Origin of the sequence: Pseudomonas sp. PLMAX, from assembly GCF_046042685.1 — a bacterium.
Classification (GTDB): Bacteria; Pseudomonadota; Gammaproteobacteria; order Pseudomonadales; family Pseudomonadaceae; genus Aquipseudomonas; species Aquipseudomonas putida_AE.
The window spans coordinates 3,752,827-3,769,293 of the sequence record NZ_CP064949.1 but is presented as its reverse complement, the minus strand read 5'-3'; the positions used below and the strand labels follow the sequence as shown (position 1 = coordinate 3,769,293).

At 58.6% G+C, this 16,467-nt stretch carries 15 protein-coding genes and 1 pseudogene; 14 read left to right on the top strand and 2 right to left on the bottom strand.

From position 1 onward, the window contains the following. Nucleotides 1–9: 9 nt before the first annotated feature. A complete protein-coding gene (locus DKB71_RS17320; RefSeq protein WP_274075737.1) occupies nt 10–720 on the top strand; it encodes an NAD(P)H-dependent oxidoreductase in 711 nt (236 codons plus the stop codon). 217 nt (nt 721–937) lie between these two features. Beyond that, nucleotides 938–1,192 (top strand): annotated as a pseudogene (locus DKB71_RS17315) (flavodoxin family protein); the annotation flags it as partial. A gap of 69 nt (nt 1,193–1,261) precedes the next feature. Here the strand turns inward: DKB71_RS17315 and DKB71_RS17310 are convergent. Continuing rightward, on the bottom strand, nt 1,262–2,353 hold the full coding sequence (locus DKB71_RS17310) for an RHS repeat-associated core domain-containing protein (RefSeq protein WP_408596136.1): 1,092 nt from the start codon (nt 2,351–2,353) through the stop codon (nt 1,262–1,264). Between the two features lie 432 nt (nt 2,354–2,785). On the opposite strand from DKB71_RS17310, the gene DKB71_RS17305 reads away from it, so the two are divergent. The 12 genes from DKB71_RS17305 to DKB71_RS17250 all read left to right on the top strand — a co-directional run bounded on the left by DKB71_RS17305 (nt 2,786) and on the right by DKB71_RS17250 (nt 13,387). After that, on the top strand, nt 2,786–3,697 hold the full coding sequence (locus tag DKB71_RS17305; protein ID WP_408596134.1) for a transporter: 912 nt from the start codon (nt 2,786–2,788) through the stop codon (nt 3,695–3,697). A 67-nt stretch (nt 3,698–3,764) separates the two neighbouring features. Next, a complete protein-coding gene (locus tag DKB71_RS17300) occupies nt 3,765–5,492 on the top strand; it encodes an FAD-dependent oxidoreductase (protein ID WP_408596132.1) in 1,728 nt (575 codons plus the stop codon). Nucleotides 5,493–5,528: 36 nt separating this feature from the next. Next, nucleotides 5,529–5,924 carry a c-type cytochrome gene (locus DKB71_RS17295; protein WP_408596130.1) on the top strand — a complete coding sequence of 132 codons (396 nt, stop codon included), beginning with the start codon at nt 5,529–5,531 and terminating at the stop codon, nt 5,922–5,924. 80 nt (nt 5,925–6,004) lie between these two features. Next, entirely contained in the window at nt 6,005–6,466 is a 462-nt protein-coding gene (locus DKB71_RS17290; RefSeq protein WP_408596128.1) for a nuclear transport factor 2 family protein, read from the top strand. Between the two features lie 72 nt (nt 6,467–6,538). After that, a complete protein-coding gene (locus tag DKB71_RS17285) occupies nt 6,539–7,468 on the top strand; it encodes a LysR family transcriptional regulator (RefSeq protein WP_323609007.1) in 930 nt (309 codons plus the stop codon). Between the two features lie 154 nt (nt 7,469–7,622). Beyond that, on the top strand, nt 7,623–8,117 hold the full coding sequence (locus tag DKB71_RS17280; RefSeq protein WP_408596126.1) for a hydroxyquinol 1,2-dioxygenase: 495 nt from the start codon (nt 7,623–7,625) through the stop codon (nt 8,115–8,117). A 44-nt stretch (nt 8,118–8,161) separates the two neighbouring features. After that, nucleotides 8,162–9,181, top strand: coding sequence for a hydroxyquinol 1,2-dioxygenase (locus DKB71_RS17275; RefSeq protein ID WP_323609005.1), 1,020 nt, complete (start codon nt 8,162–8,164; stop codon nt 9,179–9,181). A gap of 90 nt (nt 9,182–9,271) precedes the next feature. After that, a complete protein-coding gene (locus DKB71_RS17270; protein ID WP_408596124.1) occupies nt 9,272–10,735 on the top strand; it encodes an aldehyde dehydrogenase family protein in 1,464 nt (487 codons plus the stop codon). A gap of 8 nt (nt 10,736–10,743) precedes the next feature. Next, on the top strand, nt 10,744–11,853 hold the full coding sequence (locus DKB71_RS17265; protein WP_408596122.1) for a maleylacetate reductase: 1,110 nt from the start codon (nt 10,744–10,746) through the stop codon (nt 11,851–11,853). Beyond that, nucleotides 11,850–12,722 (top strand): dioxygenase, encoded by an 873-nt coding sequence (locus tag DKB71_RS17260; protein ID WP_408596120.1) that lies wholly within the window; start codon nt 11,850–11,852, stop codon nt 12,720–12,722. The genes DKB71_RS17265 and DKB71_RS17260 overlap by 4 nt, the downstream gene beginning before the upstream one ends. 3 nt (nt 12,723–12,725) lie before the next feature. Beyond that, nucleotides 12,726–13,037 carry a YciI family protein gene (locus DKB71_RS17255; RefSeq protein ID WP_408596118.1) on the top strand — a complete coding sequence of 104 codons (312 nt, stop codon included), beginning with the start codon at nt 12,726–12,728 and terminating at the stop codon, nt 13,035–13,037. A 2-nt stretch (nt 13,038–13,039) separates the two neighbouring features. Then, on the top strand, nt 13,040–13,387 hold the full coding sequence (locus DKB71_RS17250) for a Rieske (2Fe-2S) protein (RefSeq protein WP_408596116.1): 348 nt from the start codon (nt 13,040–13,042) through the stop codon (nt 13,385–13,387). Between the two features lie 479 nt (nt 13,388–13,866). On the opposite strand, the gene DKB71_RS17245 is transcribed toward DKB71_RS17250, so the two are convergent. Next, the gene (locus DKB71_RS17245) at nt 13,867–16,413 is read right to left on the bottom strand and encodes a hypothetical protein (RefSeq protein ID WP_408596114.1); all 2,547 of its coding nucleotides are present in this window, start codon (nt 16,411–16,413) and stop codon (nt 13,867–13,869) included. Nucleotides 16,414–16,467 lie beyond the last annotated feature (54 nt).

The following is a 16,467-nucleotide window of genomic DNA, read 5'->3' as shown; positions in this document are numbered from 1 at the left end:
GGAATTACCATGAAAGTACTGATTGTCCACGCTCACCCAGAGCCCCAATCGTTCACCGCCGCCTTGCGCGACCAGGCGATTGCCACCCTCCAAGCCCAGGGCCACGAAGTGCAGGTCAGCGATCTGTACAAGATGAACTGGAACCCGGTGGCCAGCGCCGATGACTTCTCCTCGCGGGAAAATCCCGAGTACCTGGTCTACGCCCTGGAACAACGCCTGGGGGTAAAAAGCCAGTCCCTGGCCGCGGACATCCAGGCGGAACTGGACAAGCTGCTGTGGGCCGACCTGCTGATCCTCAACTTCCCGATCTTCTGGTTCTCCACCCCGGCGATACTCAAGGGCTGGATTGACCGGGTACTGGTATCCGGGATTTGCTATGGCGGCAAGCGTTTCTATGATCAGGGCGGGCTCGCCGGCAAAAAAGCGTTGGTCACAGTGACCTTGGGTGGCCGTGAACACATGTTCGGTGAAGAGGCGATCCATGGTCCGTTGGAGGACATGCTGCGGCCGATCCTGCGCGGGACGTTGGCCTATGTTGGCTTCGACGTGCTGGAACCGTTCGTGGCCTGGCATGTGCCGTACATCAGCGACGAGGCGCGCCAGCAATTCCTTGCCGATTACGACCAGCGCCTGCAACAACTGAGCGACGACCAGCCCCTGGTGTTTCCGAAACTGTCGCAGTTCGACGAACAGCTTTATCCGCTGCCGTCGAAAGCCTGATCAGCGCCACAATACCTGTAGGAGCAAGCTTGCTCGCGATGAGGCCATCAGCTTCACCACCTGAGCTGACTGACCCGCCGCCGTCGCCAGCAGGCTGGCTCCCACAGTTTGATCTCCAGCGCACACCAATTCTGCGGCCACCCCAGATCCGACCGGGCGGAGCACCAGCGTGGGCTCACCAAGACGCATACCTTGCTTTAGGCCGCCCTTTCGGTGTGGTCCGTTGGAGGACATGTTTCGGCCGATTTTGCGCGGGACGTTGGTGTATGTCGGATTCAACGCACTGTAGCCGTTTGTGGCGTGGCATGTGCCGTACATCAGCGATGAGGCGCGCCAGCAATTTCTGGTCGATTACGACCAGCGGTTGCAACAGCTGAGTGATGATCCGCCGCTGGTGTTTCCGAAGCTTTCGCAGTTTGACGGGTTGTTTCATGCAATGTGTAAGACTACCGCTACAGATGCCAATGCCTGATCTAATCGATCTGTCGATCGCTCCCACGCCTGGGAACGATCGACAGGTTTTTACTCGACCTTAATAAGTTTACCAATAAACGAAAAATTCTCTTGCTCTTGGGTTATCGTTCGCGGACATTTTAAAGTATTTATTCATAAGCTCTGCACTAGCCGAACGTACTTCACCGAGGCGATCTAAATCGACCTGTCTACGAATTTTGAAATTAGCTACCATTGTTAGCTGTTCAGGGTTTAAACCTTCCGTGTTAATGCCTCTCCCAGAGAATTGTCTTCGCCCCGTAATAACGTCCTGATAAAGGCCATCTGCGGTTATACTACGGATCTTTGGTGGGCGAAACCCAATAGGGAACTTGGTGACCTTGAGTTGTGTAGTTTTCAGGATAACACTCATCGCTCGCTGTTTTAAACTTGCATGCTTTGATAATGGTGCATAAAAATTCATCTCGGCATCTGCATCAAGGGATTTAGACAGTCTTGTTTTGATTTCGACTTCTTCTAGCAGATTTTTTTCTATGATTTTTTTCGCGCGTAGAGCTTTTGAAGCTTTTGTTCGAGAGAACATTTTAAAGGAGTGGCCCTGGATTTTAACTTTCTTTTTGAAGAACGCTCTTAAAAAAGCAGTAGCCGATCTCCCATTTCGATCGATTTTGTTTGCAGGATCTCCCGAACAATACCCATAAGAGTTCAATCCACCTTCTCCGAACGGGCTCCAACCATCCGGACTATTAAACCGCATTAACTTCGTATTAAATACGCGATAACCGTTACCCAAAAAATAGTTCTCGGTCACCGCATCCGGCCGTTCTCCGTTGAATCCCAGCAAACTGGTCAGTGCGTTTTCTGCAAGGCGATGTCCGTAAGGAGAATAGGCAATGTGTTGCGGTTGCTGGTTCCTCGTGAGCGTGTGCAGCACCGAGCGTTGCAGGTCTGTGGCCAACAGGGTGGTATCGAGCCCAGTGTTGTGGCGCAGTTGCTGGGCCAGCAGCCATTCATCGTGCTGGACTATAGAGTGCCCGATTGCACCCTGAACCTCGGTAACTAGTCGATTTTTGCAGTAAAAGCGATGACGTTCCGGGTTGCCTAACTGAGTGTGGCTGGTCAGTTGGTCCAGTGGATCGTAGCTATAGCGGATGAGCCAGGGTTGCTGTGGGTTGGACATTGGGCGCTCCGAGCTTTCAAGGACTGGGAGAGCTTGAGTATCAAGGAGTTTGTCGGAGTGGGGAACTAGCAGAACTGATAGGTGAAAACCTGTGTAGACCAGAAAATACGGTGGGAGCCAGCCTGCTGGCGATGGGGGATACAGCTTCACATCCAGGCTGACTGGAACTGCGCCATCGCCAGCAGGCTGGCTCACAGATGATCTTCAGCACGTTCAAATCCCAGCGCCATTGTTCTGAATACGCAAACACTGAAGTCGCCGAGAATGGAATTGTTGGTGCAGTGGCGGGCTTGTAGCCTCCATCACGCCGAACACCAGGATCGGCCAACGATCCGGTGGAGCTCCAGCCAGGGCTCATCAAGACGTCATACCTTGCTTTCGGCCTTACGCCCCTTCGGGGGTTTGGCTCCTATAAAAATAAGGAAGGCAGGTATGAGTATTCGTGCATGGGGTTGCGCTGTGACCCTGTTCGCTCCCGTTCTGGGGGCTGGCATTTTGTTTCCCATGATGGCGCAAGCATCAGGCATTCCTTATGCCAGCAACCGGCCGCAAAGCTTCCAGTTCAGTTCGGACTTCACCGAGCCCTACAACTCCGTGGGCCAGGAGTTTGAATACAACGACGACCGCAAGCGCTTTGACGATCACGGCAACAAGGTCGCCGGCAGCAACACCGAGACCTACGTTGGCCTGACGTCGTTGTTGCACTACTGGAAGATGGACGGCCTGCCCAATACCGGCTTCATCGCCAGCATTACCCTCCCGGAAATCGCGGTGCGCGGTAACGGCACGCGGGTCAGCGGGTTGGGCGATCCGTTGGTTGGCGCCCTGGTCTGGTACAACCCGACGCCGCTGCGCACCATCGGTGCGCAAGCCTATGTGCAACTGCCGACCGGCGCGGACTCGGTCAGCAGCGACACCTACGCCTTGTGGCCTTCGTTGTTCTACAACGAATGGCTGGGCAAGGTGAACATCGATCTGCTGGTCGGCGCGATCCTGCGCGGTGATGGTCCGCACCACACCGAACCTGGCGACACCGGCCACGCCAACCTGCGCCTGGGCTACAACATCGTCGATCGCCCGACCTACCAGATCACGCCCTTCGTCAGTGCCGATTACCAGAAAACCTTCAGCTCCGATGATCGCAACAACGATTCCATCGCGTTCTCTGAATCCAACGAAACCGCGCTGGGCGCCGGTGTGCTGTTCCAGCTCAAGCCCGGCGTGCAGAAGGTGTTCGCCCAGAAAATGTGGGACCAGGTGTCCATCCACTATTCCAAAGGCGTGGAAGGGCGCAACACCACCGTCACGGACGGCTTGTTTGTGCAGCTCTGGCATTACTGGTGAGTCACCGACGCCTGCCTGCGTCCGTTGATTGACCTGTGTCGCCGCTACTCATTCCGGAGAATAAAAAGTGAACGAAGAACACCAGAAACTTGCACTGTCACGCCGCAACTTCATCAAGGCCGGCGCCGCCGGTACGGCTGTCGCCGCCTTGTCGGGCGTCGCGGCACGGGCCATGGCCAGCGACGAACTGCCCTTTGACCGGGAACACGACATAGTCGTCGTCGGCGGTGGCGGCAGCGGTTTGCCTACCGCGCTGTTCTCACGCTGGCTGGGCAATGACGTGGTCATCCTGGAAAAGGCCGGCAGCCCCGGCGGCACTGCGGCCAAAGCGGCGTTCTGGTACTGGGTGCCGAACAACAAGCCGATGCGTGACGCCGGCATCGTCGACGACAAAACCGACTACATGCGCTACGTCGCGCGCCTGACTCGCCCGCAATCCTACGACGCCTCGTCGCCGAAACTGGGTCTGTCGGATTGGGAATACGAGATGTGCGAAGCGATCTACGAGAGCGCCTCGCCGGCTGCCGAACTGTTGGCCGAGCGCGACGCGCTGCCTTACCGCCATTGCCCGGACGTGCCGGACTATTGGGCCGAGTTGCCCGAAGACAAGGCCAAGAAAGGCCGGGTACTGGTGCCCAAGGAAGCCCGGCCAAGCATGTCGGACGGCGGTCGTGTGGCGATTCGTACGCTGACCGCCGCCGCCAAGCGCGACGGCGTGCAGATCCGCACCGGTGAACGCGTGGTGAAAGTGATCCTCAACGGCAAAGGCGAAGCGGTCGGTGTTGAAGTCGAAACCGAAGAGGGCACGCTGCAACGGGTCAAGGCGCGCAAGGCGGTGATCTTCGCCACGGGTGGTTTCACCCACGATCCGGAACTGCGCCGCAACTTCCTCAACGCGCCGGTCTACGGCGGCTGCGCGGCCCTGACCAACGAGGGCGATTTTATCCGTATCTCCAGTGAACTGGGGGTGGAGTTGCGCAACATGAACTACGCCTGGTCGTGCCCGATCCTGCTGGAAAAAGCACTGGCCAAGGACGGTTCGATGTCCGGCATCTTCACCATGAACGGCGATTCGATGCTGATGGTGAACAAGTACGGCAAGCGCGTCGTCAACGAAAAGACCGTCTACAACGAACTGGTCCCGACCTTCTTCCAGTGGGACGGCGACAAGGCCGAATACCCTAATCTGGTGATGTTCTCGATCTGGGACCAGCGCGCCCAGGACTTCTGCAGCAGCGACGAATACGGCTCGCCGATCGTGCCCAAGGGCGGCAACGACCGCCATGTGGTCAAGGGCGAAACCCTGGAAGAGCTGGCAAAGAACATCGCCGAACGCCTGGATAAACACGCCGCCGACATTGGCGGGATGAAGCTCAGCGCGGATTTCAATCTGAACCTGAAAGCCACGCTCAAGCGTTTCAACGACCTGGCGAAGACGGGCAAGGACCTGGACTTCCATCGCGGCGAACTGGTGATCCAGGGCGTGTTCACAGGCCCGGTCAAACCCGACCGCAGCGGCAACCTGACGATGTACCCGCTGGCGGCGAAAGGTCCGTATTACGCGGCGCTGATCACGGGCGGCAACCTCGACACCAAGGGCGGGCCGAAAACCAACTCGGTCGGCCAGGTGTTGAACAACGCCAATGCACCAATCCCGGGTTTGTATGGCGTCGGCAACTGCGTGGCGTCGGCCTCCGGTCGCGCCTATTGGGCCGGTGGATCAACGCTGGGCCCGATCATCGCCTTCGCCTATCGCGCGGCGAACCAGGCGCATAAAGAACCGAGCCGAAGCTGATGATTGCTTAACCCTCGACTGCACGAGAACGACGATATGACGCACTTCACATTTTTCCCGCGAGCTCCGGCGCTGTTGATGCTGGCAGCAGGTTTTGGCCTGACCGGCAGCGCTTTGGCCGATGACCTGGCAGTGGCACAGAAACTGGCGACCAAGCACTGCGCGGTCTGCCACACCTTCGACAAGGGCGGCCCGCCGGGGCAGGGACCGAACCTGTTCGGGCTGTTGGGGCGCAAGGCTGCCAGCGAATCCAACTTCACCTACAGCGACGGCTACGCCAAAGCCATGTCCGGCAAGGTCTGGGATGAGCAAATGCTCGACGCCTGGCTGACCGATGCCCAGGGCGTGGCGCCGGGCAGTGCCATGGTGTATTCCCAGGGCGACCCGGCCAAGCGGCAGAAGATCATCACCTACATCAAGTCCTTGCAATAAACCCGGCAATGCCCCTGTAGGAGCAGCCTGCGGCAGCTCCTACAGGGATTTTCATTATCCCCAATACTCCGGAGACAACCATGATCAGCACCCTGACAATGACCGACGAGCAACGCAAATCGGTCGCCCTGGAATACCTCAAGGCCTTCGACAACGGCGGTGTCACCTCCACCGGTGGCAGCATTCTCGAGCTTTTCGCCGAGGATGCGCAGGTCCTGTTTCCCAAGTGGGGACTGGCCACCGGCCGCGACCAGATCGGCCAGATGTTCGGTGACCTGGGCAGCCGCTTGAAGTCGATTACCCACGACTACGCGCACTTCAACTGGATTCTCACGGGCACCGACACGCTGGTCTGCGAAGGCACGAGTTTTGGAGAGCACGTCGACGGCCACTGGCGTGCGGGCGTGCCGTCACCGGCCGGCGCCGGCTACTGGGCCGACGTTTTCGAGATCCGTGATTTCAAGATCCAGCGCTGCTTCATCTACCTGGACCCTGACTACGGCAGCCAGGACACTGCGCGTTATCCCTGGCTCAATCGCTGATCGTCGGCGAAACACCCTGGCCTGGGCCATGCAGGTTCTACACTCAATGGCAATTCCCAGGAACCTGCCCCCATGGATCGTTTACTCAGTGTCGAAGCCTTCGTGCGGGTTGCCGAAACCGGCAACTTCGCCAGGGCGGCCCAGCAGCTGGGCGTGACCCGTTCGGTCATCACCCATCGCATCCAGCAGCTGGAGCAGTTCATCAATGCGCCGCTGTTCCATCGCAGCACCCGCCATGTACGGCTCTCCGAAGTGGGGGAGACGTACTACAAGGAGTGCGCGGACATGGTCGCGAGTTTCAACTCGCTGACCGAGCACATGCGCGAACTGCGCGCCAAACCCACCGGCAAGCTGCGGGTGCAGATGCTGCCCGGTTTTGCCATCGGCCATTTTGGCCGCATGCTGGCCGAGTTCACGCGGCTTTACCCGGACATTGAAGTAGACGTCATCGTCAACGACCGGGTGGTGGACCCGATCGAAGAAGGCTTTGATGTGGCGTTCCAGATGTTCCCGCCGATGGCGGAAACCCTGATCGAGCGCAAATTGTTCAGCGTTCGCCGCTTGTTCTGCATGTCCCCCGATTACGCCAGCGAGTTCGGCGTGCCGACCCATCCCCAGGAACTGCTGCAACACAAGATCGCCCTGTATGAGGGTTATCCGTCGCGCAACCGCTGGCTGTTCAACCGCGAAGACGAGCAGGTGGAACTGAGCCTGCCGGGTCAGGTGCGCTCAAACTCGGTGCATCTGTTGCGTGATTACGCCCAGACTGGCGTGTGTATTGTCTGCTTGCCGACGCTGGTGGCCAGTGACGACCTGCTCAGCGGGCGGCTGATTCCGGTGCTGCCCGAATACGCGTTGTCCTCCTTCAATTTCTCCGCGGTGTATCCCGCCACCCAACGCCGGGCCTTGAAAGTCCGTACGTTGATCGACTTCCTGGTGGAGAACTTCGGCGATGAGCCATGCTGGGACAAGCCCTTGCTCGAACGCGGCTGGATCCGTTGAGTCACACCAAACCTGTAGGAGCGAGCTTGCTCCCACAATGACCCCAGTGTTTGCGTTTCGCGAACACTGTTGTCGCTGACTCTCTAATTGTTCCCGCAAGGCCTCAGACGTACTGTTGCCTCACTGTTACTACAACAACAAAACGGTGAAAACCATGAGTAGCGCGGCAATCGAAACGGTCTTCGGCTCGCTGGACAAGTACACCAAGGGCTCGGTTGAAATCATCAGCGGCCAGGCCAGTCACTACGCCTTTTCCAACGTGTTCGAAGTGGCGGAACAATCCCGGCCTTATGAAAAGGTCGTGGTGGGTCTCAACCTCGGCTACGTCATCGAAACCCTGCGCGCGGAAGGCCAGTCGCCCTGGTACACCGCTGCGCACGACGAATTCGCCGTCGTCATGGACGGTGAAGTGCGGGTGGATTTCCTCAAGCTCGATGCGCCATTGATGGCAGGCGAGGGCACGCAACTGGCCGGTGATGTGCCGGCGGGCAAACCCATGGGTTACGTCCTGCTCAAGCGCGGCCATCAGTGCCTGCTGCCGGTGGGCACGGCCTATCGCTTCGAAGCCAGTCGCCCGGGCGTGATCCTGCAGCAGACGATCAAGGGCCCGTTGTCGGTCGAGAAGTGGGCCGACATCTGCCTGAAGTGATCTGCCCAGCCGACCCCGCCAACAAAAACAAGAGGAACTCTGTCATGGCCATGCTTGAAACCGCAGCCCTTACCCCACTGTTTGCCGATGAAGACGTCCAGGCCAGCGCCGCCGACGTCGTCACCGGCTACCGCGCTTTCAAACTCGGCGCCTTCGAGCTGTCGCGCGACGAGTATTTCGCCCGTATCACCTGGCCCGCCAAAGGTCAGACCCGTTCCCATCTGATCCCGGTGGATGCCTTCCTGCGAGCCTTGATGCGCGACGTGGCCTGGGGCTTTTTCTACGGTTGGGTCAACTTCGACCACGTCATCGGCACCCGCAACTACTACGGCAAGGTCGACCTGTACGCCGGCACCTTCAATGGAACGCTCAAGGCGGCAGGGGTCAACTACACCGAAAACTTCGAGACGCCGCTGATCATGGCGACGTTCAAGGCGATCCTGCGCGACTGGACCAACGCCACCTTCGACCCGTTCGCCGCCCCGGAAGAAACCGGCAGCGCCTTCGGTCGCAAGAACGGCAACAACATCGAAGCCATCGAACGCTTTCGCATCGCCACCAAACGCATGCCCGGCCTGCCGGATGACTCGCCGCTGCGCAACGATCTGCCGGTCAACCGCCAGTTCATCGACGTGCCCCAGGACGAGCCGGAAATCCACGCCGCCGAAGGTTTCGAAGGCCAGCTGCATGCCTTCAACCTGCACAAGTACCTGTCGCGCTCCGACGTGACCTGGAACCCCTCGGTGACCTCGGTGTGCAAGGCCAGCCTGTTCTGCCCGACCACCGAAGAATTCATCCTGCCGGTGTTCCATGGGAACGACCGGATCGAGTGGTTCCTGCAGCTGTCGGACGAGATCATCTGGGATGTCGGCGACAAGGACGACGGCAATCCGCGTGCGCGCATCACCATGCGGGCCGGCGACATCTGCGCCATGCCCGCCGACATTCGCCATCAGGGCTATTCGACCAAGCGCTCGATGCTGCTGGTCTGGGAAAACGCCACGCCGAACCTGCCGCAACGCTACGAAAGCGGCGAGCTCAAGCCGTACCCGATCGAGTTCTAAGAACTCCGGTCTTGCCCGGCATCGTGTCGGGCCACGCACTCAGCTATCCAGTCAGCCACTGCGCCTAAGGCGCGGTGTGAGGAAACCATTATGCAAAATCAGCTCTATATCGATGGCCGCTTCGTTGATGCGCTCGCCGGCGGCACCATCGACGTCGTGTCGCCCCATGACGGCTCGTTGATCACCCGCATCGCCGCCGCCGAAGCCGCCGACGTCGACCTCGCGGTTGCCGCCGCCAAACGCGCGTTCCCGGCATGGTCGGCGCTGGGCGCTGCCGAGCGTGGACGCCTGTTGCTGAAACTGGCGGACAGGATCGAGGAATGCAGCGAAGAACTGGCGCAGCTGGAATCCCTCAACACTGGGCACCCGATCCGCGATTCCCGTGGCCTCGATGTCCCGCGCACCGCTGCGTGCTTCCGCTACTTCGGCGGCATGGCCGACAAGATCGAAGGCACGGTGATTCCGGTCGAAGCCGGGTTCCTCAATTACGTGCAGCGCAAGCCGATTGGCGTGGTCGGGCAGATCGTGCCGTGGAACTTTCCGCTGATGTTCACCAGCTGGAAGATGGGCCCGGCGCTGGCGGCGGGGAACACCGTCGTCATCAAGCCCTCGGAAATCACACCGCTGTCGACCTTGCGCATTGTCGAGTTGATGACCGAGGTCGGCTTCCCCACAGGCGTGGTCAACGTCGTGCCGGGCTACGGCCATACCGCGGGCCAGGCGTTGGCGGAACACCTCGACGTCGGCAAGATTGCCTTTACCGGCTCGACCGCGACCGGTCGGCGCATTGTCGAAGCCTCCAAAGGCAACCTCAAGCGCATCCAGTTGGAGCTGGGCGGCAAGGGGGCGAACATTGTGTTTGCAGACGCCAATCTGGAAGCGGCGGTCAACGGCGCTGCCTGGGCGATCTTCCACAACCAGGGCCAGGCCTGCATCGCCGGTTCGCGGCTGATTCTGCACAAAGACATCGCGGACCAGTTCCTCGAGCGTTTCATCGCCCTGGCCAAGTCGATTCGCCTGGGCGACCCGATGGACCCGGACACCGAAATGGGCCCTCTGACTTCGGCCCTGCACCGCGACCGTGTCATGGCGTACATCGACATCGCCATCGAACAGGGCGGCAAGGTTCTCGCTGGCGGCAAGGCACCGGACGACCCGGCGCTGGCCAAGGGCTTTTATGTCGAGCCGACCGTGGTCGAGGCCAAGCCTGGTGATCGCGTGTGCCAGGAAGAAGTCTTCGGCCCGTTCGTTACCGTGGTGCGTTTCAGCACCGACGAAGAAGCGCTGGCCATCGCCAACAGCACCGAGTACGGACTGGGCAGTGGCCTGTGGACACAGAACCTGAGCCGTGCGCACAAGATGGCCGACGCCATCCATGCCGGCATGTGCTGGATCAACTGCTACAAACGCGTCAGCCCGGGCAGCCCGTTCGGCGGCGTCGGCCAATCCGGTTATGGCCGGGAAATGGGTTTCGAAGCGATCCACGACTACACCGAAGCACGCTCGGTATGGGTCAACGTCGACGCAAAAATCCCGCCACATTTCAAGCGTTGAGGCCGGCCATGAATCCTTTTGTCTACCAAAGCCTGCCGACCCGTGTGGTGTTCGGCTGGGGCAAGCTCTCGGCGCTGGCTGAAGAAATCGAACGGCTGGGAGCCCGTCGGGCGCTGATCCTCACCACGCCGGAACAGCACGGCCTGGGCGAGCGCGTCGCGGCGTTGCTCGGTGATCGCGCCGCGGGTGTTTATCCGCATGCGGTGATGCACGTGCCGCTGGAAGTGGCGCAAGCGGCACGCGTCGAAGCGGCGCGCCTGGATGCCGATTGCTGCGTGGCCATTGGCGGTGGCTCGACCATTGGCCTGGGCAAGGCGATTGCCATGGATTCGGGGTTGCCGATCGTGGCGGTGCCGACCACTTATGCAGGTTCGGAGATGACGCCGATCTACGGGCTGACCGAAAATCGCCTGAAGAAAACCGGACGCGACCCTCGGGTCCTGCCGAAAACCGTGATCTACGACCCGCAATTGACCCTGACCCTGCCGGCGCAGATCTCCGCCTGTTCGGGCATGAACGCCATGGCCCACGCGGTGGAGGCGCTGTACGCCGAGGACGCCAATCCGATCGTCGGTTTCATGGCCGAGGAGTCCATCCGCTCGCTGGCCCAGGCCTTGCCCGGCGTGGTCAATGATCCCAACGATCCTCACGCTCGCAGCCAAGCCTTGTATGGCGCCTGGCTGGCGGGCATTTGCCTGGGCTCGGTGGGCATGGCCTTGCACCACAAGCTCTGCCACACCCTGGGCGGAACCTTCAATCTGCCCCACGCCCAGGCCCACGCCATCGTGCTGCCCCATGCCGCGCATTATAACCGCGAAGCCGCCGCCGAGCCGTTGCAACGCGCCGCGCGCGCCCTGGGTGGTAGCTCGGCCACTGAGGTCGGTGCATTGTTGTATGCACTCAACCAGAAGCTGGGTATTCCATTGGCACTGGCGGACATCGGCTTGCCTTCAAACGGTCCGGCCGAGGCGGCAAAAATCGCCTGTGCCAGCCCTTATTACAATCCACGGCCGTTTGAACAAGGCCCGATCGAAGCACTGCTGACCCGTGCCATGAATGGCCAGGCGCCAGCCCGACCCCGGCAGCGCAGCCAGCCCATGTCGGAACAAGAACAATGACCGATCAAGACAAAGTGGTAGAAAAACTGATTTCCGAGCAGGCCGTGAACAGCTTCGCCGACGCCCCGGATGCCCGCTACAAACAGATCATGCAAAGCCTGGTTCGGCACCTGCACGCATTTGTCAGCGAGGTCGAACTGACCGAACAGGAGTGGTTCGAGGGCATCCGCTTCCTGACCGACACCGGCCACACGTGCGACGGCCTTGTGCGCCAGGAATTCATCCTGCTGTCGGACACCCTCGGCGTGTCGATGCTGGTCGACGCGATCAACCATCGACACAGCGCCACTGCCACCGAAACCACGGTGTTCGGGCCGTTCTACATCGAAGGCATGCCCGAGCGCGCATTCGGCGAAAACATGGCCTTCACCCCGGGCGAGACGGCGCTGGTGCGCGGCCGGGTGGTCGACACCCAGGGCAATGCCTTGGCCGGTGCGGTGCTGGACGTGTGGCAGACCGCCGAAAACGGCATGTATTCGGGCCAGGACAGCGAACAGCCGTTCGGCAACCTGCGCGGTCGTTATCGTACCGACGCTGACGGCTGCTTTGCGATTCGCACCATTGTCCCGGTGGCCTACCCGATCCCCACCGATGGCCCGGTTGGACGCATGCTCAATGCCGCTAATCGGCATGCCTGGCGACCGGCGCACCTGCATTTCATGGTCGAGGTGCCGGGGTATCGCAAACTGGTGACCCACCTCTTCAATCACGACGATCCGTACTTGGGGTCCGACGCGGTGTTCGGCGTGAAGCAGTCGTTGCAAGTGATCTATGAAGACCGCACCGCTCACGATGAAGTGTCCGCACGCCTGGGTATGCCATTGCCGTTCAAGCGCGCGTGTTATGAATTCGTCATGGAAGCCGGGTGAAGCATGGGCCAGTTTTTTGCGGTATTCGCCACCGACCACCCGGATTCCCTGGCCTTGCGCCAGCGCCTGCGGCCCAGCCACCAGGCGCATCTGCGGGCGACCGATACCCACCGGGTGGTGGTACGCCTGGGCGGTCCGACCCTCGATGATGTCGGCGCGGCAATGAACGGCACGCTGCTGGTGATCGAAGCCGGCAGCCTGGCGGAGGTGGAAGCCTTCATCGAGGACGACCCCTACGTCCAGGCCGGGCTGTTTGCCAGCATCCAGATACGCGCCTGGCACTGGAGCCTCGGCAACCCGGAACTGCGGGGCTGACCATGACCCTCATCACCTTGTGCCAACGGGAAGACATCGCCGACTGTGGCGCCCTGGGCCTGCCTCAGCACCAGCACCTGCATCCCGCCGGCCTCGTTGCGGTGCGCCAGGGCGAGCAGGTGTGGGTGTACATCAACCGCTGCCCGCATTTTTCCGTGCCGCTGGACTATCGCCCGCAGGAGTTCTGCACCTATCGCGGCAAGGTGCTGATGTGCGCGCATCACAGCGCGATGTTTCGCTTCGAAGACGGGCACTGCATCGATGGACCGTGCAAAGGCGCGAGGCTTGAGCCTGTACCGGTGCGGTGGGTGGAAAACAGCCTGGTCATGGAGGTCCCGGAGGAGGGGTGATCTACAGTTTTTCACAATGCCGAGCGCAAAAAAACTACCTCGGTGGGTGGGTGGGTTGCTGGCACGATGCGACGGTTTTCCTTCAGCCAATCAAACATGTGCTCAATGAAGTTTTGCTGCTGGTACCTGGAGCGATCAAATAGTATTGCTAAGTTCGGCCTCGTCTTGCGCTTTATTCTGAGCAACGGGCGCGTTACCGGTTGCATCCGGTAATGCGTCCGTTGCGGCGGATTTCATTAAATATGACTGCAACCAAATCCAATGCTGCGTCAGGGCGTTCGTACCGTTTGACCATCGTGGGCTCCTACCTTTGATGGACGCGGCCTCAACTAAGTCCCGACGATGGGGAGCGAATAAAATTTCAGTGGACTTAGTCCAGAACGTAACAGCCCACACCTTTACTGCCTGTCGAGTCCGATCTGATTAATCGTGTAACCGTGTCTAGAAGAGCTTGCTGTGAGAAGTGTGGCGGGTGCTTTTCAGCGGGGGTTACGCCATAGTGGATAGACAGAAGAAAGATTTATTTTTGTAGTGTAATAGTTATAAAGATGAAAGGGTCGATCCAAGACGATTGGGTCCAGATGCGCAGTCCGCTTTGCTAGAGCGGCACGCATCTCTGGGCGATTGGAGTTAGAGTTCCAAAGACCATTTTGTTCAGCCACACAAACCAGAGAAAAATCGTTTTCGATCGCAAGATCCTTTGCACAGGCAATGACACAATTCAGCAGCTCATCGACCAAACAAGCGGTCGCATAGTTTTTTATCGGGTTTATGCCGCGAATAAGCAGCGCTTTTTCATTATGGATGTATACGGTGTGTAACTGTACATTGCCTATGACTCTCCCTAAATGCTCACTGAATACATTCAAATGAAAGTGATCAGCTCTTTTGAAGAGCTCCAGATTAGTATCGGTGCAAATTCCGGTCGTTGACTTTGCAAAAAAAGAAGCTGCATTTTTAGATAAGTAAATACGGATGTAATCATGGATTTGCCGCCGTTGACCGATAATGTAGCGATAGCAATGCAGGTGTGGATTAAATTCCAAGTTGAATTTCCTGAATCCTGCGCGCTCTATGTGGGCGCAATGGTCTTGCAATTCAGACAGCGCGTGTTTCAACTCGCTAATGCCCGCGGTGACTGGTCTGAAGAGCGTGTAAATAATTTCGGCGAGTGGCAAGCTCTCGTGGTCACCGGCAATTTCGTCATCATCCATATCGAAGCTATTTTCTGATAGTGGAGAAAAAACAGGGCTGTTGCCGAGTATCCGCTGACTGAACTGCAGATTGCTGATGCGTAGCGAATTGATGAGTGGGGTGAGGTCTTCGCAACCTAAACAGAGAGACATCCAATAAGGCGTGGTAAGACCGTGCTTCACGGCACTTTCGAGTTTCTTTGGTTCTGCGATTGCGGCGTTTATGCTGGCGGGCTCCATCGCGGCTAGAGTGGTAAGTAACGTCGCAAGCTCGGTTGGAGTTCTGGCGATCACGTTGCGCAAAAGTGTGCGAAGGCGTCCCAGCGTTTCTTTGTCACGTATGCGGTCCAGTAACAACTCCAAGGCGTCAATCGCGGAGGGATGGATAAACACCAATTGGCGAATATCGGTGAGTATCCGTTTATTGACAAACGTGAACACCAAGCGGTCTCGGTTTGTGTCGCTCTGCAGTAATAATTTGGCCGAAGGGTTGCCCAGCACCGTCCACAGCAGTTGGAACAACGCGATGGGGCAAACAGCACTGCTGGAGTCCCCATGTAGCTGGGCCTGGAGCGAGAGAAATCGATGCGCCATGGCCGGATCAATTCCGTAGTGATGCAGGGCAGGTTCCATGTAATGCAGTGCTGCCAGGGAGGAGAGTCGGGCCGCATCAAAGTCTTTTGCTGGGTTGAACGCCTGTAAGGATCGTTCGACCAATAGCATCTGATGCTCAGACTCCAGCTTTGAATAAGCTTCGTAAGCTGTACCGTTTTCAGTGTCCATGTCTGCCAGGACCTGCTGTGCGGGTGGCTTGAGCTGCTTAGCGGCTTTGATTGCATCCAGCTCTTCTTTGAGCGGCCCCAGAACCAAACTCATGGCAGTAGCGATACTGCCCGACGCTTCTTGCGCGCCTCGCAGGCACCGACGTATTGCAATCCGTTTGCCATTATTCGTGCTGATAAGGGGCAGTGTGACTGTCGACCCGGTGTAACTGCTGGCTATTCGAAGCGACGGAAAGGTATGAAGAATCAAGTCTTGCCAGCGAGCCGTGGCCTCATCCGGTTCCCAATGAATATCAGGCGCGAGCAGCTCGATAATATGTCCAATGATGGCGGTCAGTAAGTCCTCATGCGCGTGGAGACCAGGTTCATGATGAGCAATCACGATATGCAGCAAGTCGGGCAGGGCGCCTGCTCCCTCGACAAAAAAATAAAATCGCTGCGTGCCATGCATCAACTGTTCGGTCGTGTAAGCGCTGAACAGGGGAGAACTGAAAAAGCAGTTATCGCTTAGAGCCGTTAACTCACGTACTCGTTGCTGCTCATGGAAGTCCGTCGACAACGGAGCCTGAAGCTGCACAAAGCCTTGCTGCTCAAGGTGAAGCCTGACCAACGATATGAGTTGGCTAGCCTGATGATGGCGATGCCTGAGGGATTGCCGACTTTTTGCATCCTTCTCCGTCAAGAGATCAATCTTTTGCGATTGAAGAATGATGGAGAATTGCTGGAGAACGACCTCGTATTTATTCGGATCTATTCGCGGGCTGGCTGGACGCTCATGGGCATCCGGCCTTGATCTTAACAGGCCGCTCACCGAGACGATGTCTCCCTGGCGAATCTCGGCCGTGGCGTTTCTGAGTGTCGAATCCAGAACAATGACCTGCAACGAAAAATATTGGCTGGCCACTCGCAGGAACGTGAGGCCCCCCAGTTGCCGGACAGCCTCGCAGCGGCCACTGAATTTCACTATCTTCTCTACAAGCTCAGGCAGTTCATCTAAATGCAGAAGTAACGATGTATCACTGTTTTCAGGTGTTTGAGTGAGCTGGTCCATCACAATGATAGTCTCCTGTAAAGAGTGTGCCTTAACACTGCACAACTACTTGCT